Genomic DNA, 18152 nt, shown 5'->3' with positions numbered 1-18152 from the left:
AGACTCCGGCGCATGTACGGCTTATGCGCGCCGGAGTCTTTTTGGCGAATATTCAAAAGGCAAAGTGTTATCGCGATTCGTTACTCTGATCGAACCCTTCTATTTATTCGGCGGCCGCACTCTGCGCGGCTTGCGCCGAACCGCTTCGCACCGTGACCGCGATCTTGGCCGTACGATTCTCGCCTGCCGCGTTCAGCAGCACGGCTTCGTATTCGTATGTGCCCGCCGCTCTGCCGCTCACTTCGGTCACCGCCGACTGCGCGCCCGGGGTACGGACTGTCAGGTTCTGCGTGTCGAGCAGTTCACCGTTCTCGTATAACCGGTATTCGGCCGCGTTGGTGCCCCACCACAGGTTCATGCTGATCTTGTAATTCCCGTCTTCGTCCCAGTTATCGTGCGACAAGACGGCCTGCGCCGGAGCGGCGTCCGTGACCGTCACGGTAAGCGGAGCGCTCGTCGTTTTCCCGAGCGCGTTGATCAGCTCGCCGGTATAGACGTAAGTGCCGTTCGATTTGCCAGAGATCTCGATCTGCGCGGATTGCGCGGCAGGCGAAGCGTCGGTCAACGGTATCTCTTGGATCAGCTTGCCGTCCTCGTACAGCTTGAACGAACGGCCGTTCACGCCCCACCATAGATTCATGGTAATCGTATAATCGCCGTCTTTTAAACCCGTGTCATGACCGTTATTATCGGAGAGAACCGGCATGCCCGGCACGTCGGTCGGCATAGGCTCGGTAACCGGACCGTTATCCAAGACGACGAGATCCGACAACGGAATCTTCAACTCTTTGACCAGACCCGCTACGAGTTTGGAGACTTCGATCGCTCCGGTCATCTGCAGATGCGTGTTGTCTTCTTTGTCGCCGACCCACAGGAAGATCGACTTGGTGCCTTCCGGTCCGAGCCCGTCGAAATACTCCCAGCTCGCTTGGTTCAGATCGATCAGCAGCGTATTCGTTTCCGCCGCCGTGTCTTTCATCGCCTGCACGTATTCCGGGAAACTCTTGTTCAAGACGTCGCCTGTATAATCGCGCCGGTTCACCGGCGTAACGAGCACCGGCGTCGCGCCGCGCTGACGCGCGCCGTCGATATACGTTTTCAGATAGACTTTGAACTGTTCCGGCGTCAGATAACGCTCGGGACGGGACGGCGTGGAATCGTTATGCGACCACTGCATGAACAGATAATCGCCTTCGTGCACGTCGAGCAGCAGATCGTTCAGATAACCGCCGACCAAGAAGGTTTTGCTGCTCAAGCCTCCGACGGCCCGATTATCGATGCCGATGCGGTCGAGATCGAAATATTGGCCGAGCGTTTCGCCCCATCCCGCCTGCGGGCGATAGCCCTCCGCATAGTTAGCTACCGTCGAATCGCTCGCCAGATAGATCGTCGGCCGCTCGGCCATACCGTTATCCGGCAGACGTTCGATCGTCAGCGCGTTGATCTTCGGCGAATTGCCGGAGAATTCGAAGTTGAATACGCCGTCGATCAAAGCAACGTCGTACATCACTTCTTTGAACTCGCCTTTGGCGATCGTCGAGAGCGGCAGCTTGGTCATCTGCTCGGCGATCACGCTCGTGCTCGTCGATTCTTCGGAGTCGCCGACCGTCATCGTGACCCGGTAATTGCCCGGCTCCATCTCGGTCAGGAACGAAGTCGCGTTGACCCGGACAAAGTCTTCTTTGAGCGCGTCGTCCGTTTTCCGGTTCTCGTCTTCGGTCAGCGCCGTATCCGCGAAACCGTAGCCGTTGCCTTCGAGATACGCATGATTCACCGTAACCTGCGTATATCCTTCGGCCGCTTCTCCGGAGCCGAAATCGAATCGGTAAGCAGCGACCGGTTCGGCCGGTTCGCTCGTCAGCGAGTCTCTGGCGACGCTTAGCAGATTCAGCGCATGCTTGACCTGCGCCGGAGTCGCCGGCTTGCCGATGATCGCTTCGGCCGCGGCCAACGCTTGAGTCAATACCGCGCGCGAAGCTTCCGTGTAAGGCGACAGATCCAGCTTCTTCAGATCGTCATGCAGCGCCGTCAATTCGGCCTGATTGCCGGATTCCGGCGGCAGTTCCGTGCCTTCGATCCGAACGTTGTCGATCGCCGTCGTCCAATTTAACGTGCCGCCTCCGCCTTTTCGCGTGCCGAGGAAACGGATCGATCGGACATTGTCGGCGTAAGCGACCGGGCTGAGTTTCAAGCCTTCGATCGTCTGGGTGACGGACGGATCGGTTTGGCTCGTGAGCGTCAGATCCAGCGTCTTCTGGGCGAAGTTGATCGTCGCATCCACTTTCACCCACTGATTCTTCGGAATCGTCGTGGCGATCCCGCCTTCAGGCAGCGCGCTCGTGCCCGTGCCGTAATCCGCCGCGTACGGACCGACGACATAATGCAGCTTGCCGTCGCTGTTTTTGGCCGCCAACGTGAACAACGCATTTTCGTTCGCGTCCTGAACGGTTATATGACCTTCCGATGGATAAGCGCCGACATTGCCGGAATTCCAATCGAACTGCACGTTGACCTTGTCGCCGTTTACGGCGTCGAACAACCGGAACGTCTTCGCCCGATTGCCGGAACCGCTGCCCGCGAAAGACAAGACTTTGCTGCCGCTCTGCTCGACGACCGTGCCGGCCATCGTGCCGCCGATTCCGGTCGCGTTGATCAGCGCGTAGCGGTAAGCCGCCGGATCGCCTTCGAAATTCTCTTCGTAGAGCTGTGCTTCGGGTTCCGGCTCCGGTTCTTCCAGATCCGGGTCGATCACCAGCGGCGAGAGGCCGAGATTCATGGTTTTGAGCGCGCTTGCGACCAATCCGGCGATCTTCGCCGCTCCGTAACCGCTGAAATGGGTATTATCGCCGACGCCGTTCGGGTATTTCGGATATTCGCCCGGATTCGCGTACAAGAACAGCTTCTCCGTGGCCGCGTTGCCGAGCTGATCGTAATACGCCACGCTCAAGCTGCTGAGGTCGATCAGCGGCACGTTCAGCTCCGCCGCGACTTCTTTGGCCGCTTTCACGTATTCCGGGAAACTCACGTTGAACGACTGCGTCACCGTATTGAAATCCCGGCGTCCGACCGGAGTGAGCAGCACCGGCGTCGCGCCGCGCTGCTTCGCGCCGTTGACGTAACGCGCCAGATACGTCTTGTAATCGGCCGGAGACGCGTAGCGGTCCGGTATGCCGACGCTGGAATCGTTATGCCCGAACGAAACGAACAGATAATCGCCCGGCTTGATGCGCTGAAGGATCGAATCGAGCCTTCCGTCGACCATAAACGATTTGCTGCTGCGTCCGCCGATCGCTTCGTTCGAGACCGTAACGCCGTTCGCGAAGTAACGTTCGAACGGTTGGCCCCAACCCTGCTGCGGCGCTTGCGATTCGCTGTACGACTGCATCGTCGAATCGCCGGCCATGTAGACGGTGGCGGCCGCTCCGGCTTGGCGGGCCGGGTATTTCTCGATATTCAGCTCCCGGATATCGATCGCCGTTCCGGTAAACAGGAAATCGAGCTGCCCGTCTACCAGCGCGACGTCGTACGTATAGTCCAGCGGCGTACCGGCTTTCACCGGACCGACCGCCAGTTTCTGCACGAATTCCGATTTGACGCCGACGTCGGAATCCCGCGATTCGCTGCCCAGACGAAGGGTGACTTTATAATCGCCGTTCGGCAGATCGACGGCGAACGTCGTTCCCGACGAAGCGGAGACTTGATCGGCTGCGACGTTCACGCCGCTTGCGTCTTTGAATCCGTATCCGGTCTGCTCCGTGTAGAGCGTATTCTGCACGCCCGTGCTGCCCGATTCCGTTTCCGTTCCGAAATCGAACCGGTAGACCGATTCCGTCTGCGGCGCGCCGCCCGTCAAGTTCAGATTCGCTTTCGGAAATTCGGTCGCTTCCGCGCCGAGATAGAATCCGGTGTGCGGCGGCTGATTGTACGCGACGTTCTGCCACGCAATGCCCAACCGGTAGACCGGGTCCTGCATCAACGTCGGAATGCGGTAGTCGGTCGGAATCGTCGTGGTATAGAGGCGGTATTCCGAACTGTCTTCGCTCCGCACGAGAATTTCTTCGCGCCAATCTCCGATCAGATCCGCCTGAAGAGCCGGGTTTCCTTTGGTATGGTTATTGGTCAGCGCCCCGTTCGCCCGGAAAATCTCTTTCAATTGTTTGTTCGCGTAATCCCATTTGTAGATCACCGGGATTCCTTTGGCCGTGCTCGCGTCCCAGACGTGATCGAACAGCTCGCGTTGAAGATCGCCGTCCCACCAGATCGCGAAATTCGCGCTTTTCGGCGATTGTTCCGGCGTATAGACGGCTTCGCCCGCGGCCGAATAGGTACGGGTTACCGGAACGCTCTGCCCGTCCGCGATCGTGGTCGCCCACGATTCGTACCCCGGATAGTTCGGATCGATATCGGCGGACATGCCCCGTCCGGTATCGCGGCCCGTGAATTCTCCCCAGATGATCTCGCCCGTGCCCGCGTCGCGCATCTCTACGCCGTAAGCGGCGTCGCTGTGCTCATGCACGCTCATGACCTGATATCCTTCGCGGCTGGGATTCAGCTTGCCCGCATGGATCGCGTCGCCATGGCCGAGGCCCGTGCTGTAGATCAGCTTGCCGTCGTCGTCGATCGCGAGCGCCCCGAACATGATCTCGTCTTTGCCGTCTCCGTCGACGTCGAGCACGCTCAGATTGTGATTGCCCTGCGCTTCGTACTGTTTGCCGGCTTCATTCGTATCGAACGTCCAACGGTTAACCAGCTGTCCGCCGACATAATCGTAAGCGGCGATGACCGTGCGCGTGTAATAGCCGCGGCTCATGATCAGGCTCGGCTTCGATCCGTCGAGATACGCGATCCCGCCGAGGAACCGATCGACCCGGTTGCCGTAACCGTCGCCCCAATCGCTGACGCTGCCTCTCGGCGGCACGTAATCGATCGTCGATACGGCCGCTCCCGTCAAGCCGTCGAATACGGTCAGATATTCCGCTCCCGACAGTATGTATCCGCCGTCGTTGCGATAGTCTTTCGACGCGTCGCCGATGACTTTGCCTTGACCGTCCCGGGTCCCGTCCGCGGTCTTGACCGCGACTTCGGCTTTGCCGTCTCCGTCCAAGTCGTACACCATCAGTTGGGTGTAATGCGCGCCCGCCCGGATATTGACGCCCAGATCGATCCGCCACAGCTTGGTGCCGTCCATCTTGATCGCGTCGATATAGACATTGCCGGTATAACCGGCCTGCGAATTGTCTTTGGAATTGCTCGGACTCCACAAAAAGACGATCTCGTATTCGCCGTCTCCGTCCAGATCCGCGACCGAAGCGTCGCCCGCGTAGTAGCTGTACGTGCCGCCGTCTTTGGTGCGTCCGTCGGCCGGTTTGTCGAGCGGAATCGGCCGATAGTTCTTGTGCCAGACGGACGCGGCTTCCGGCTGCATCTCTTCCTTGCCCGCGACGATCGTCGAGAGGCGATACTGCGAGCTGTCCGCGCCGGTCGTATCGAGGTAATTCGTCACGTCGGCGATCGGCTCCGCGTTTACTTTGCTGCCGTTTTTATATATATTGAAAGCGGTATCATTCGAATCCGTGTTTAAATATCTCCAGCTCAAGAAGACGCCGTTGTCCGTCAGCACGGCAACCAGCCCGCGATCGAGGTATTCGGCCTGCCTCGCCTGCGAATCTGTGTTTTCCGCACGGACCGACGGTGGAGGCGCGATTAAGGAAACGACCATAAGCAAAGCTAACAGGCTGACGAATATAGATTTCCGTAGGGAAACCGGTTTGCGGTTCATCTAACGAATCCCTCCTGTTTATGAATATCGTTTTTGGACTTCGGACACGCATTTCTTCGGTTCGGTCACGGTTCCCCCTTTCTTGGTAACGTTTACAATTATTTTACAGGCCGTCAAAAAGGCAGACAATCTAAAAAACGTGACTTCTTCTATAACAAAATTGACTTTCGGAGGCGGAAACGATGTATCATACGGTTTCGTTCGCTTTTCGCAACGAGGATGCTTCGATCATGACGATCGACTCCGTCGGTTGGCAGAACGTGTCCCATCCTAAGTACCGCTGTTCGAGCGATGCCAGACCGGATTACGGGCACGTCGTCTTCCAGTACACGTTAAGCGGCCGAGGGTATTTGGATATCGAAGGCCGTACATTCGAACTGCCGCAAGGGCATGCGCTGGTCGTAAAAGTCGAAGAAGAACATTGTTACTATTATAAGGAGGAAGATTCGGAACCGTGGGAGTTCGTGTGGATCAATATTCGGGGCGAAGAAGCCAATCGGATCTGGGATCTGATCATCGGCAAAGAAGGCCATGTGATCAAACGCGGCGCGGATTCGCCCGTGATTCAAGAGTTATGGAACATCATCCGTCTGATCAATCAGGAGAAAGTGACGGACCGGTATCGTTTGTCCGTGCAGGTGTATCAATGGCTGCTGACGCTGGTACGGAGCAGCCGGAACGCGGACAAAGAGATCGGCGCTTTATCGGTCACGACGATCGAAAAGTGCAAACAGTTTATTCGGGCGAATTACGCGCTGCCCGTTACGTTGGATCAATTGGCGGAATGCTGCGGAATCAACAAACATTATCTGTGCCGGCTGTTTCAGCGTTTCGAACAGACTTCGCCGTTATCCTACCTTAAGGATCGACGGATCGAAGCCGCGCTGACGATGCTGCGCACCACCGAACTGCCGATCGCGGACGTCGGACGGAAGTGCGGATTCGACAGTCCCAGCTATTTCGGCAAAGTCTTTCGGCAGTACATGTCCATGTCGCCTACGGAATATCGTCTGAATCAGCTCGAATTTCCGTATGCCGCGATTTATTACGAGTAAAGGGGAATTCCCGACCCTCTACGAACGAAAAAGAACCGGCTTCGGCAAAAGCACGCAAGGTGCGCCGAAGCCGGTTCTTCGCGATGCCGGAACTCGATTATTGATCGGATTGTTGATCGGAGCGCGGGTCGGTCGCCGTCAGATCCAGCTCGTACGTCCGCTCCGTATGCCGCACGCCCCAAGCTTCGTTGGCCTGCTCGCCTGTTTGCCGAAAACCGGCTTTGACGTACATGCCGATCGCTTTCTCCTGATCGTCCGTCGTCTCCAAGACGACCCGATCGAAAGCCTTCGACTCGCAGTACGCCATCGCTTCCCGGAACAATTGACGCCCCAGCCCCGTTCCCCGGTAGTCCGGATGCACGATGAACCATCTGAGCTGCGCCCGATTGTCCGGTTTGCCGACGATCGCCAGACTCCCTATGATCTGCCCGTCCGCTTCCGCGATCCACAGCCGATCCCGATCCGGATCGTACGTCCGCATCCAGTCGTAGAACGTTTTGCACACATAAGCTTCGAAAACGTGATTATAGCCGCATTCCAGCGCGTATACCCAGCCGTGCAGATGGATCAGCATCCCGATATCGCCCGGGCGAATCTCGGTGCGGACGGCGATCTCCGGAACCGGCGTTTCTTCCGCCAACGTTTTCTCGATAAACTTCATGCTGTCGGACAGCCGCGTTAGCTCGCGTTCCGATAAACCGCCGATCAATTCGCGAACCTGTCCGTCGGACAGCGCGTCCATTCGCGCCAACGTTTCCCGGCCTTCGTCCGTCAGATGAAGCAGGTAAGAACGGCCGTCTTCCGGAGATTGCCTTTTGTAGGCGAGGCCTTCTTTTTCGAACCTTTTCATGATCCGGCTCAGATACCCCGCGTCGATATTCAGCCATTCGATCAGTTTCTTGGACGTGCAGCGCTCTATCTTCCCGATCTCGTACAGTACCCGAACTTCCGACAACGTGAATTCGCTGCTGAGCAGACGCGAATCCAACAATCCAAGCACTCTCGTGTAGAACCGGCTGAACCGGCGAATCGCGGCGACCGCGGACGTTTTCGTTTCCATGCTGTTCCTCCTTCGTCTTGGGCGAAACCGATTGACTGAGTCAAGTATATCTCTCTTATTTGACTTCGTCAACTAAAAGAAGGGCGACGCAGTACGAAAAAATACGTTTTGTCCGTGTCGAGACTTTTGATGTCCATAATGCCGAGCCGCGTATCGTCGTCCACTTTGCGGAACACGTCGATGATGTCTTTTTTATCGTAGATCATTGCCGCGCAGAGTTTGCCGCGATATTCGATCGTTCGCAGACGGGCCGCGCTTTTGCGCGTGGAGATCAGCGGGCGGGCGAGCGTCATGGCGGGGCGGATCAGCGATCTCGGAATTTTATCGAAAGGAAGATTCATCGGAATCCACAGCGGATTCACCTTATACAGTCCGCCGTTCTTTTTCTCGAAAATCAAAGGATGGACGTGTTCGGCGCTGACGAACTCTTTGCCGTACCAGCCGGATGCGGTTAATAATCCTTCGAGCGGATGGCCGGTGACCCATTCTTCGCCTTTCCAAAGTCCGCGCATGTCTTCCGTCGAAGCTCCTTCCAACCCGTCGTAAAAAGCGAAGGCTTCTTCCTGCGCGGCTCCTCGGCTCAGCATCTGTTCGAACTTCGTTTTGTCGACTGACAAGATTTCTTCCCCTCTTTTCGGTTCTTTCGTCAAACAAGCGCCCTCGGTCCAAAAAAGGCGTCGCCTGCGTATAAGCTAAGCCGATCGTAACATGGGAGGTCCAGTCGTACAAACGTCGACCGCGTCTCGGCCTTGCAGCGGGGAATCGGCCGCAGAACCAAAAAGCCCCGCCTACGCAGATTCCTGCGCGAGCGGGGCTTATCGGCCTTAAATGAAGCGAAATGATTCGTTATTCCAACGTTTGCAGCACTTCCGGGGAGAACGGAACCAGCTCGTCGAGCAGGCCGTTTTGCACTTTGCGCGCCCACGCCGGGTCTGCAAGCAGCGCCCGTCCGATCGCGACCAGATCGAATTCGTTTTGTCCCAGACGTTCCAGCAGACCGTCGATGTTGCTGACGCCGGCACCTTTGCCGTCGCTGAACAGCGCCGTGAATTCGCGGTCCAGTCCGACCGAACCGACCGTGATCGTCGGCTTGCCGGACAGCTTCTTCGTCCAACCTGCCAAGTTCAGGTCCGAACCTTCGAATTCCGGTTCCCAGAAGCGGCGGGTGGAGCAGTGCAACACGTCGACGCCCGCTTCGGCGAGCGGCTTCAGGAAACGTTCCAATTCTTCCGGCGTGTGCGCCAGCTTCGCGGAATAATCGCTGCCTTTCCATTGGGAGAAGCGGAACACGATCGGGAAGTCCGGGCCGACCGCTTCGCGGCAGGCTTCGATGACTTCGACGGCAAAACGCGTACGTCCCACGAGATCGCCGCCGTAGCGGTCGGTGCGGGCGTTCGTTTGGTCCCAGAAGAATTGGTCGATCAGGTATTGATGCGCGCCGTGCAGTTCGATGCCGTCGAACCCTGCTTGCTTGGCTTCCGCGGCCGAATGCGCGAACTGACGGACCAGCTCGGCGATCTCTTCTTCCGTATAATCGTTCACTTGACCGCGAGCGCCCATATGCCAGATCTGCGGAATGATCTTCCCGCCGGCGGCGTGAACTTCCGATACGACGTTCGTCCATCCCTTAAGCGAGGCTTCGCCGTAAATATGCGGCACGTTCTGCTGATTGGACGCGTCCGGGTGATTGATGACGGTACCTTCGGTCACGATCAGGCCGACGCCGTTCTCCGCTCTGCGGCGGTAATAAGCGGCAACATTGTCGCCCGGGACGCCTTCCGGCGAAAATTGGCGGGTCATCGGCGCCATTACGACGCGGTTGGCCAAAGAAAGGTTACCCACGGTAAACGGTTGGAACAGAGCTTGAACGGACTTGGCGGATTGCGTATCGGTCATGAGAATAGCCTCCTGTTAGATAGGTATCGGATGTAATCGAAACTTTCGGATATGTGCTTGCGCGAAACCGAGTCTCACCTCCTTGACAGAATATCGAATTCTTGACCACGCAGTCAATAACTAATCAAAAAGCAACCGGCGTATCTTCCCGATAAGCCGGTCTTTTTTTCTCCAAAAGCCTCCTGACGAAGCCTGATCGCTCGCTAGGCTTCAAGCAAAGCAATCGACGTGCGCAGCACGCCGGCCGCTTCTTCGCGCGAAGCTCCGGACTTCTCCATCATCTTCGCGCCGTTGATCGCGTTGCCCAGATAGACGGCCAGTTCGCGGCTGCCGAAACGGGACGCGATCGTTCCTTGCGCTTGCCCTTCGCGAATCGCTTCTTCGATCAGCGCCTCCGTACGCTGCGCCATCTGCGCGATCTCGCGATTGACGTCGGCGTCTTCGCCGCCGAATTCCAACGCGGAGTTGATGACCATACAGCCGCGCTGCCGCGCTGCCTCATCCGCATACAGAACTCCTTCGCAGATCGCTTCCAGCCGGCGAAGCGGCAGCGTCTCGCCTGCGGCCTTCGCTTCCAGAATCGCAAGGTTTTCTTCGCGGTATAACGCTAACGATTTCAGAAATAATTCCCGTTTGTTTTTGAATACGCCGTATAAGCTTTGCTTCTTCACCTGCGTGGTACGCGTAAGATCTTCGTATGACGTGGCATGAAAGCCTTTCGCCCAAAATACGTCCATGCATTGACGGAGCACCGCATCGGCGTCGAATTCTCTCGGTCTGCTCATGCAAGGAGTGTATCAGTTCTTGACCGCGTAGTCAAATATAAAATGGGAGTTATATCGCTACTTTGTCGCGTTCTCGGATTATTCGGCAGCAAAATATTCGATCACGATGTCCCGAAACGCCGCCGCCGCGCGGGACAAGTATCGGTGTTGGTTGCGGAGCAGCGCGATTTCGCGCTTCAGCTCCGGTTCCTCTAACGGGATATAGCGCACGCCTGGCCGATCTTCCCGCGCCGTCGCCGGAATAAGGGCGATTCCGATATCGGCTTCCGCCAGCGGAATCAACCGGGACGGCTCGTCGCCTTCATAGACGTAGTCAGGCTCGAAACCATAGCCGGCTGCGACCCGCTCCACCAGATCGCGGGTGCCGTAGCCTTTTTTCGCGCCGATCAACGGTTCTCCACGAAGTTCTTTCAAAGAAAGCAGGTCACGGCCTGCTAACGGATGCGAGGCGGGAACGGCCGCGACGATCGGATCGATATGCACGATCCGGCAGACGATCCCTTCGACTTGCGCGGAAGGCGAAGATAACGCGTAATCGATCTCTCCCCGCAGCAGCCGCTCCGTCGTCTCCATCTTCGTCAACCGTTCCGCATGGAATCGGACCTCGGGCATCCGTTTGCGGAATTCGCTAAGAATAGGCGGCAGCACGCTGGCGGCCGTCACGGCAAGCTTCAGCGTACCCGATTCCCGGTCGGCCAGATCCCGCAATTCCCGGCGGCCCTGCTCCAACTCGAACAAAGCCCGCTCCGCTCTCGCAAGAAAAAGACGGCCGAAGTCGTTCAAACGCAGCTTCCGGTTCGTCCGATCGAACAGCGGAGCGCCCAGATCTTCTTCGAGTCTCTGAATCGTTTTGCTGAGCGAAGATTGCGTGACGTGCAGACTTCGAGCCGCTTCCGTCATATGCTCCAGTCGGGCGACTTCGATGAAATACTGCAGCTGCAGCAGCTCCATTTCGCTTTCCTCCCTTTTCTTCGTCATTCCTTCCAGTCTATGAAATCATAGCATAAAAGGCGTTGGAGGAAATGATTCTGCTGCGTTAAGCTTCATTCATGGCAAGTTAAGGAGGAATGATCATGAAAAACGAAATTTTCTCGAAAGCAAACTCCCGTCTGCTGATGATCTCGATCGGACTGGGCGTGATGCTCAATCCGCTCAACTCGTCGATGGTGTCCGTGGCGATCCCCGCGCTGCAGCAAGCGTTCAACCTCGATTATACGAGCGTATCTTGGATCGTCTTGGCGTTCTACGTTTCGAGCGCCGCGGCTCAACCGATTATGGGCAAAGCCGGGGATTTGTTCGGTCGCCGCCGTATTTTTCTAAGCGGCTTGGTGGTCGCGTTCGCCGCCTCGGCCGCCGCGCCTTTGTCGGCGAATTTCGTTTGGTTGATCGCGCTGCGGATCGTCCAGTCGATCGGCACGAGCATGATGGTCGCGGTAGGCATGGCGATCGTCCGCGTCCATGTTCACGAGCGGCAGGCTTCGGCACTCGCGACCTTGTCGATCTTCCTGTCGGGCGCCGCGGCGATCGGTCCGTTTATCGGCGGCCTATTGACCGCCCATTGGGGATGGCCGGCGATCTTTCTCGCGAATCTGCCGCTTGCCGCAGCGGGTTTCGCACTGGCTCGCAGAACGATTCCTCGCGACATCAAGATAGCGGCAGCGGGCGAAGCCGCCGATACCTCGTCTTTGCGCTTCTGGATCACACGCTTCGATCTGCCGGGCACGCTTCTGTTCGCCGCCGGGCTGTCGACCTTGTTCGTCGGGCTGCTGTCGTTCGAGCCGGGCGGTTCGCTTCGATCGGGCAGCGGACCGGCCGCCGTTTGGACAGCGATCGGCGCGACTTTGTTCGCGCTATTCGTCCGGCACGAGCTTCGCGCGGAGGCGCCTTTCGTTCCGCTGCGGCTGTTCGTCCGGTATCCGGCCCTTACCCGGGTCAATATGGAGTTCATGCTGGCGAACCTGCTTTTTTATGCCGTCTTTTTCGGTCTTCCTTCGTATTTGCAGCAGGTCCGTCATATGAACGAATCCCGAGCCGGACTGCTGATGCTCAGTCTGGGTCTATGCTCGCTCTTCTTCTCGCCGATCGCGGGCCGTTGGGTCGAACGCGCGGGAGCGGCCGTCGTGCTGCGGATTTCCGCGCTCGCGATGACGGCAGGCTCGATCGGCCTCGTCTTCTTGAACGACGGCTCGTCTTTGTTTCTGATCGTTTTGATCCTCGCCGCTTTCGGCATCGCCAACGGACTGAACGGCGTCGCGATGCAGTCCGCGCTTTTCGCGAGCACGCCGAAAGAATCGGCCGGCGTCGTTTCCGGACTATTCAACACGTTTCGTTATCTCGGCACGATCTTCTCTTCGCTGCTGACCGGTCTCGCGATGGGCGGCGAATTCACCGGGGCCGGTCTTCGGACGTTGGGCCTCGTCTTGACGGCCGCGGCGCTGATCCTGCTGGCTTCGAGCGTACCGCCGCGCCCCGACTTCGAACGACGAACGGACCGGAAATAATAAAAAGCCGATCGAATCCGCTAACATACGGATCGATCGGCTTTTTTATGTCTGATTCGGTTTCTTTCGCGCGTCTTCCGGCGTCTGCCGAATGGACGGGAGAACTGTTCACTTTGCCGCGGCCGCTTCTTTTTTGGCTTTGGCCGGCGACTTTCTCGTTTTCTTGGCGGCCGCCTCCGCTGCGCGCCCTTCTTGATGTTCGCGCTCCATGCGGTCGACGTTCGCTTGGCGAGCTTCTTTGAGAAGTTCGACTTCTTTTAATACTTTTTCCTGAGAAGCCGCGTCGGTCATGCTGAGGAACTGTTCGAAAGCATCCGGATACATGAACTTCTTGTTTTCCGTCTCGCCGGAGAAGTTCACTTCGATTCGCTTGTCTTCGTTCTGAACGATCTGCCCCTGCCCGTAGGTAACGTGCTCTACCTCTTGTCCGATCAATTGCATCTCGTTTGCTCCTCTTTGTTTGTGTCCTCCTTTGATTGTAACACAGGATGATCGAAGCGAGAAATTTGTGGTCGATTTGGTTCTAGCGTACCTTTTGCACAAGAAGTTCGTCCAGAATTTCACAGATCCCGTATTGACCCGTTTCTAATCGCCCGTTGATAAAATTCTCCACTTCATCGGGCTTCAGATCGTACATGACCTCGATCTCTCGGGCGAACAGCGTCTGTCCTTTTTTTAGCCAATCTTCAAGTTCGGGTACCGGTTCAGGTTCGACGGTTCGGCCGAGCAGACGTTCCAGACCTTCGACATACGTCTCCAGCGGACGAACGCCGACGATCTTGACGGCCTGTCCCTTGTCGTCGGCCAGCACGATCGTCGGGAATCCCCGCACCCCGAGACGGGCGACCAGCGCGAAATCCTGATCCAGCAGATCCTGTGCCGCTTCGGTACCGGCTTCCGCCATGATCGCTTTTCCGTCGAGTCCCATCGCGTTCAGCCGTGGGATCAGCACGCGTTCTTGCCCGATATTCCGGTCGAACACGAAGACGTCTTCGCGGGCCAGACGCAGATAATCGTTTTCCCGGCCGGGGTAGCGAGCCTGAATTACTTTGAATACGCGCGAAGGCGGATAAGACGACTGAATCGGATCGGTAAGCCAGAGCGATCCGTCGATCGGCATACGGGAATGTTCGCCGACTTCGCGCCAATGCCCGGCCACGTCGGAAGGCTGTCCGATCCCGTTCGCCTTGTCGGCGAAACCGGACCATCCCGGCAGCAGACCGCCCATCACCGTTCGAACATTCACATGCCGCCCGTACTGCCACAGGAAACGGTTCAAGACCGGTTCGAGCGCCCAACAATGCGAGCAGATCGGATCGGTGACATAGTAAAGGGTGATTTGCGGAGCCGGCGCGGCCAACTCGAACATTTCGATCCCGGCGTCTTCGACTTCGCCGCAAATCCCGGTTTGCAGATCGCAGACCATGTTAGGCTTATTGCCCGGCTTTTGGCCGGAATCGGAAGAATGCGTGTTCATTAGAATCGTTCCTTTCTCTCTTGTTCTTGCTTATTATTATAGAACAAGGTATCCTTTCGACAAGTACGATCATTTTTCTGACCAAGTATAAAAAGTATACTATTGAGAAATCAATTTGGATAAGGAGATAGGTCCGATGCAGTACAAAGAAAACTTGCAGCAGCTCTGCCCGGCCACGTTCGCGTTCGGCGTGATCGGAGGTAAATGGAATCTGCCGATTCTCTCCATGCTCTCCAATCAGCCGGTCGTGCGGTATAACGAATTGAAGCGCGGTTTGGACGGCATTACCGGAACCATGCTCACCAACTGCCTCAAAGAACTGATCGATTACGGCATCGTGCATCGCGAACAGTATCCGGAGATTCCGCTGCGCGTGGAATATTCGCTCACGCCTTCGGGGCAAGCGTTGGTTCCGCTGATCTCGTCCATCGTCGACTGGGGCGAACAGCATATCGAATCGTTGATCGCCGCCGATTCTTCTTCCGTGTCTCCCCGACCGCTCTGAATCCTTCGAACCGTTCCCGAAGACCGAGTCTGCCTTATGCGCCGCTGCGGCTTTCTTTAGCTTGCTAATGAAGCAGCATGGTATCTTGGTAGTCCAAGTTCTTGAGAATTTTCCCGCCTCCGTGATTAAATGTGGACAGCAATGCATTGCGGGAAAGAAGGCTATTCGAGTGAAGAAAACAGGCATGGACCTGCTGTTGATCGCGATCGGCGCTCTGGCTTTCGCGATCGGCATCAACGTGTTCGTCATTCCGCACGGGCTGGCCGAAGGCGGCGTCGTAGGGATCACCGTTATTTTGTATTACGTGTTCCAATGGTCGCCGGGCTTGACCGGGCTGCTGATCAATCTGGCGCTGGTGGGGATCGGTTATAAGCTGCTGTCTCGCAGAACGATCGCGTATACCGTCGTCGCGGTTTCGCTTCATTCGCTGCTGCTGCATCTGACCGAACATTGGCGGATTCCTTCGGACGATCTGATGGTCAATGCGATCTTCGGCGGCGCCATGATCGGATTCGGAATCGGCTTGATCATCCGCGCGGGCGGCACGACGGCCGGAACGGTCATTATCGCGCAGCTCATGCACAAATTCTGGGGTTGGAAAGTCAGCTACGCGCTGCTGCTGTGCGACGCGCTGGTCGCCGTCTCTTCGTTTTTCATTATCGGGATCGAGAAACTGATGTTCACGATCATCATGCTGGTGGTCGCGACCAAAGCGATCGATCTGATCACCGCGGATCGCAGCGCGAAGAAACCGGCTGCGGTCATGCCGCGCAAACGGGACGAGGTCGCTTGACCTCCCCGTTCGGTCGCGGTTTTTCTTTTTTACGCAATGAGAATCTTTATCAAGATTTGTGACTCAAATCACGAGTCTTCGCGATCGGTCGTCTATAATGAAAACGAAGACGCGATCCGAAGATCCGACAATCCAATCGAGGAGTGAGTCATAGATGGAAAAGCAAGCGTTAAGTACCTTTCAGGAATACCGGGCAGACAAGTTTACGAAGAAAATCGTGTTCAAAAAAGAAAGCCATACGGCGTTCGTATTGAATTTCGGACCGGGACATCAGCTTCCGACGCATAACCATCCGGGCGCGACCTTGTATCTGACCGTATTGGAAGGCAGCGGCTTCATGATCGCCGACGGCGTCGAGACTCCGGTGAAGGCCGGCGATCTGGTACGCGTCGAAGGCCATGAAGCGTTCGCTTACCGCAGCGCGGACGATGCCCGCTCGAGCCTGTCGGTAGTCTTGATCGACACGCCGAGCGAAGAGTACGCGAAAAACATTTGACGTTTGCATGGACCAAAAGGATCAAAAGAAGAAGATAAGAAAGCCGGAACGCGGCTCAATCGCGTTCCGGCTTTTTTTATTTTCTTTAGGGCTGCCCAGAACTCGGCGTTTCGGGGTCTCCGTCGAAGATCGCATTGGCCCAATCGGCAAACGCTTTTTTCCAATAGGCGTATTTGTCGGACACCACCAGCCGTTCCGCGAGACCGTTCGCTTCGCAGTCTCCGAAACCGTGGTTCGCTCCTTCGAGCGTCAGCAGCCTATTCGGCACGCCGTTGTCATCCAGGCTTCGCTTATAATCCAGAATGCCTCGGGAGCCGATCAGCATATCGTTGTCGCCGAAGCATAGAAACTGCGGCGGGTCGCCCGGCCGGACATGCTGTGCCGGCGAATAATGATCGAGCAGCCGCTTGCGCGTTCGTTCATCTTCCGCGTCTTCCTTATGGAAAAGAGAAACCGCGACGGAAGGCAGATCGCCGCAATCAAGCAGCGGATAGACTAATCCGGCTAGATCCGGACGGTCGTCTGCGCGGTCGATATCGTCTTCGTCGTAACCTTGCGCGTTCACGGAAGAACCGCGCAGCAGCGTCATCAGTACCGCGGCCATATGCCCGCCCGCCGAGAAACCGAGCACGCCGATCTTCTGCGGGTGAAGGCCGAACTGCCGGGCATGGGAGCGAACATATCGAACGCTTCGCTGCAAATCCAGAAAAGGAACCGGCGCTTTGTAAGGGTTCAGCCGATATTCCAGCACGAAAGCCGATATTCCCGCTTCGTTAAGCGATCGGGCGATTCCTTCGCCTTCATGTTTGACGGAACGGGTGACGTATCCGCCGCCGGGGACGATGATAACGGCCCGATCGCTGCCTTCGGCCAAGTAAGGGATCAGGCAGGGAACGTCATCGTAAGTTTCCGCCGCTTCGCCGCCTTGAATCTCGATCGCGTAAGTCGCTTCATGAATGCGATGCCTTCGCTTCCCGGCGTAAGGTCTTTTAAGTGCGGCAAGCGCCCGAATCCCGGCGAGAGCTTTAGACGGGTTTTCGTTTCGGAGCTCCAGCTCGTCGTATTTGCTTTGTCCGGTATTGTAAGGGATAGAGCGGCGCCAAATCGAAAGTTTGCTCGTCATGAGGTCATCTCCTTCTCTTTCTCCTTCTTCATCGGCTTAACCCTGCTTTTTCGATTTGAAGCATTCGCCTACTCCTTGTAACGTTAGACGCTTCCCGTCCCAAACGCCGGCCTATATAAAAAGAACCCGTTCGGCCCGTTTGCGGCCGTTCGGGTTCTTCGTATTCGCGTCGGGTTCGTTTCGGATCAATGCCGTTCTTGCGCGTTCGAGGCCGTTCCGGAAATAACCGTCTTTTCTTCGGGGTTCGGCGGCGCACCGAGCTGATCCTGTTCGAAGCTGCCCAATACCGAATCGAGCAGTCCGGGGAAGCGTTCGTTCAAGTCGTCGGCGCGGAGCGAGATCAGACGTTGGGTACCGAGCGCGCGCGTACGCGTGATGCCCGCTTCGCGCAGAATGCGGATATGCTGCGAAAGCGTCGATTTCGCCAGCGCGACGTCGAAATTTTTGCAGGGCTGCTCGCCGCAGCGCGCGACCTTCGCGACGATGCCCAGCCGGGCCGGATCGCTTAGAGCGTGGAGCACCGTGACGAGATTTATATTTTTGCGCTCGGGATGATAGAGCGGTTTCATTCGGATTCCTCCTGACCGTGAATGTGTGCATGGCGGACGTTGAATCAAGTTTCAATTGTATTTTACCTCATTCTCCTGCTATACTCCAATTGTTCGTTAATTACCGAACTATA

At 56.9% G+C, this 18152-nt stretch carries 15 protein-coding genes; 5 read left to right on the top strand and 10 right to left on the bottom strand.

Annotated features, from left to right (window positions below; all coding sequences use genetic code 11):
* Window positions 1–103 precede the first annotated feature (103 nt).
* The gene (locus CDO73_RS27325; RefSeq protein WP_088486984.1) at window positions 104–5779 is read right to left on the bottom strand and encodes a rhamnogalacturonan lyase family protein; all 5676 of its coding nucleotides are present in this window, start codon (window positions 5777–5779) and stop codon (window positions 104–106) included.
* Window positions 5780–5961: 182 nt separating this feature from the next.
* Between CDO73_RS27325 and CDO73_RS02880 the strand changes: the two genes are divergently transcribed.
* Window positions 5962–6834: an AraC family transcriptional regulator gene (locus tag CDO73_RS02880; RefSeq protein ID WP_088486983.1), complete on the top strand. Its 873-nt coding sequence runs from the start codon at window positions 5962–5964 to the stop codon at window positions 6832–6834.
* A 97-nt stretch (window positions 6835–6931) separates the two neighbouring features.
* Here the strand turns inward: CDO73_RS02880 and CDO73_RS02875 are convergent, their stop codons facing one another.
* The 5 genes from CDO73_RS02875 to CDO73_RS02855 all read right to left on the bottom strand — a co-directional run bounded on the left by CDO73_RS02875 (window position 6932) and on the right by CDO73_RS02855 (window position 11526).
* Window positions 6932–7894: a bifunctional helix-turn-helix transcriptional regulator/GNAT family N-acetyltransferase gene (locus CDO73_RS02875; protein WP_088486982.1), complete on the bottom strand. Its 963-nt coding sequence runs from the start codon at window positions 7892–7894 to the stop codon at window positions 6932–6934.
* Between the two features lie 68 nt (window positions 7895–7962).
* Entirely contained in the window at window positions 7963–8511 is a 549-nt protein-coding gene (locus CDO73_RS02870; protein WP_256972529.1) for a DUF4334 domain-containing protein, read from the bottom strand.
* A 229-nt stretch (window positions 8512–8740) separates the two neighbouring features.
* Entirely contained in the window at window positions 8741–9790 is a 1050-nt protein-coding gene (locus CDO73_RS02865) for an NADH:flavin oxidoreductase (RefSeq protein WP_088486981.1), read from the bottom strand.
* A 203-nt stretch (window positions 9791–9993) separates the two neighbouring features.
* On the bottom strand, window positions 9994–10527 hold the full coding sequence (locus CDO73_RS02860) for a TetR/AcrR family transcriptional regulator (RefSeq protein ID WP_256972528.1): 534 nt from the start codon (window positions 10525–10527) through the stop codon (window positions 9994–9996).
* A gap of 126 nt (window positions 10528–10653) precedes the next feature.
* A complete protein-coding gene (locus CDO73_RS02855) occupies window positions 10654–11526 on the bottom strand; it encodes a LysR family transcriptional regulator (RefSeq protein ID WP_088486979.1) in 873 nt (290 codons plus the stop codon).
* Window positions 11527–11648: 122 nt separating this feature from the next.
* On the opposite strand from CDO73_RS02855, the gene CDO73_RS02850 reads away from it, so the two are divergent.
* Complete coding sequence (locus CDO73_RS02850) at window positions 11649–13076, top strand: MFS transporter (RefSeq protein WP_088486978.1); 1428 nt, start codon at window positions 11649–11651, stop codon at window positions 13074–13076.
* Between the two features lie 108 nt (window positions 13077–13184).
* Here the strand turns inward: CDO73_RS02850 and CDO73_RS02845 are convergent, their stop codons facing one another.
* On the bottom strand, window positions 13185–13517 hold the full coding sequence (locus tag CDO73_RS02845) for a hypothetical protein (protein ID WP_088486977.1): 333 nt from the start codon (window positions 13515–13517) through the stop codon (window positions 13185–13187).
* An 82-nt stretch (window positions 13518–13599) separates the two neighbouring features.
* Window positions 13600–14553, bottom strand: a complete 954-nt coding sequence (locus CDO73_RS02840) for a DsbA family protein (RefSeq protein WP_088486976.1) — start codon at window positions 14551–14553, stop codon at window positions 13600–13602.
* Window positions 14554–14689: 136 nt separating this feature from the next.
* Here CDO73_RS02840 and CDO73_RS02835 point away from each other — a divergent pair, with 136 nt between their 5' ends.
* From CDO73_RS02835 to CDO73_RS02825, 3 genes are all read left to right on the top strand, one after another.
* Window positions 14690–15058 (top strand): winged helix-turn-helix transcriptional regulator, encoded by a 369-nt coding sequence (locus CDO73_RS02835; RefSeq protein WP_088486975.1) that lies wholly within the window; start codon window positions 14690–14692, stop codon window positions 15056–15058.
* Between the two features lie 169 nt (window positions 15059–15227).
* Window positions 15228–15851, top strand: a complete 624-nt coding sequence (locus CDO73_RS02830; protein WP_088486974.1) for a YitT family protein — start codon at window positions 15228–15230, stop codon at window positions 15849–15851.
* Between the two features lie 154 nt (window positions 15852–16005).
* Window positions 16006–16347 (top strand): cupin domain-containing protein, encoded by a 342-nt coding sequence (locus CDO73_RS02825; protein ID WP_088486973.1) that lies wholly within the window; start codon window positions 16006–16008, stop codon window positions 16345–16347.
* A gap of 85 nt (window positions 16348–16432) precedes the next feature.
* Here the strand turns inward: CDO73_RS02825 and CDO73_RS02820 are convergent, their stop codons facing one another.
* Window positions 16433–17470 (bottom strand): alpha/beta hydrolase, encoded by a 1038-nt coding sequence (locus CDO73_RS02820; protein WP_088486972.1) that lies wholly within the window; start codon window positions 17468–17470, stop codon window positions 16433–16435.
* Window positions 17471–17655: 185 nt separating this feature from the next.
* On the bottom strand, window positions 17656–18039 hold the full coding sequence (locus CDO73_RS02815) for an ArsR/SmtB family transcription factor (RefSeq protein ID WP_088486971.1): 384 nt from the start codon (window positions 18037–18039) through the stop codon (window positions 17656–17658).
* Between the last annotated feature and the right edge of the window lie 113 nt (window positions 18040–18152).

Origin of the sequence: Saccharibacillus sp. O23 (genome assembly GCF_002205895.1) — a bacterium.
In the GTDB taxonomy this organism is placed as follows: Bacteria; Bacillota; Bacilli; order Paenibacillales; family Paenibacillaceae; genus Saccharibacillus.
Note: the sequence above shows the minus strand (reverse complement) of the source record. Positions and strands in the feature narration are given on the sequence as shown.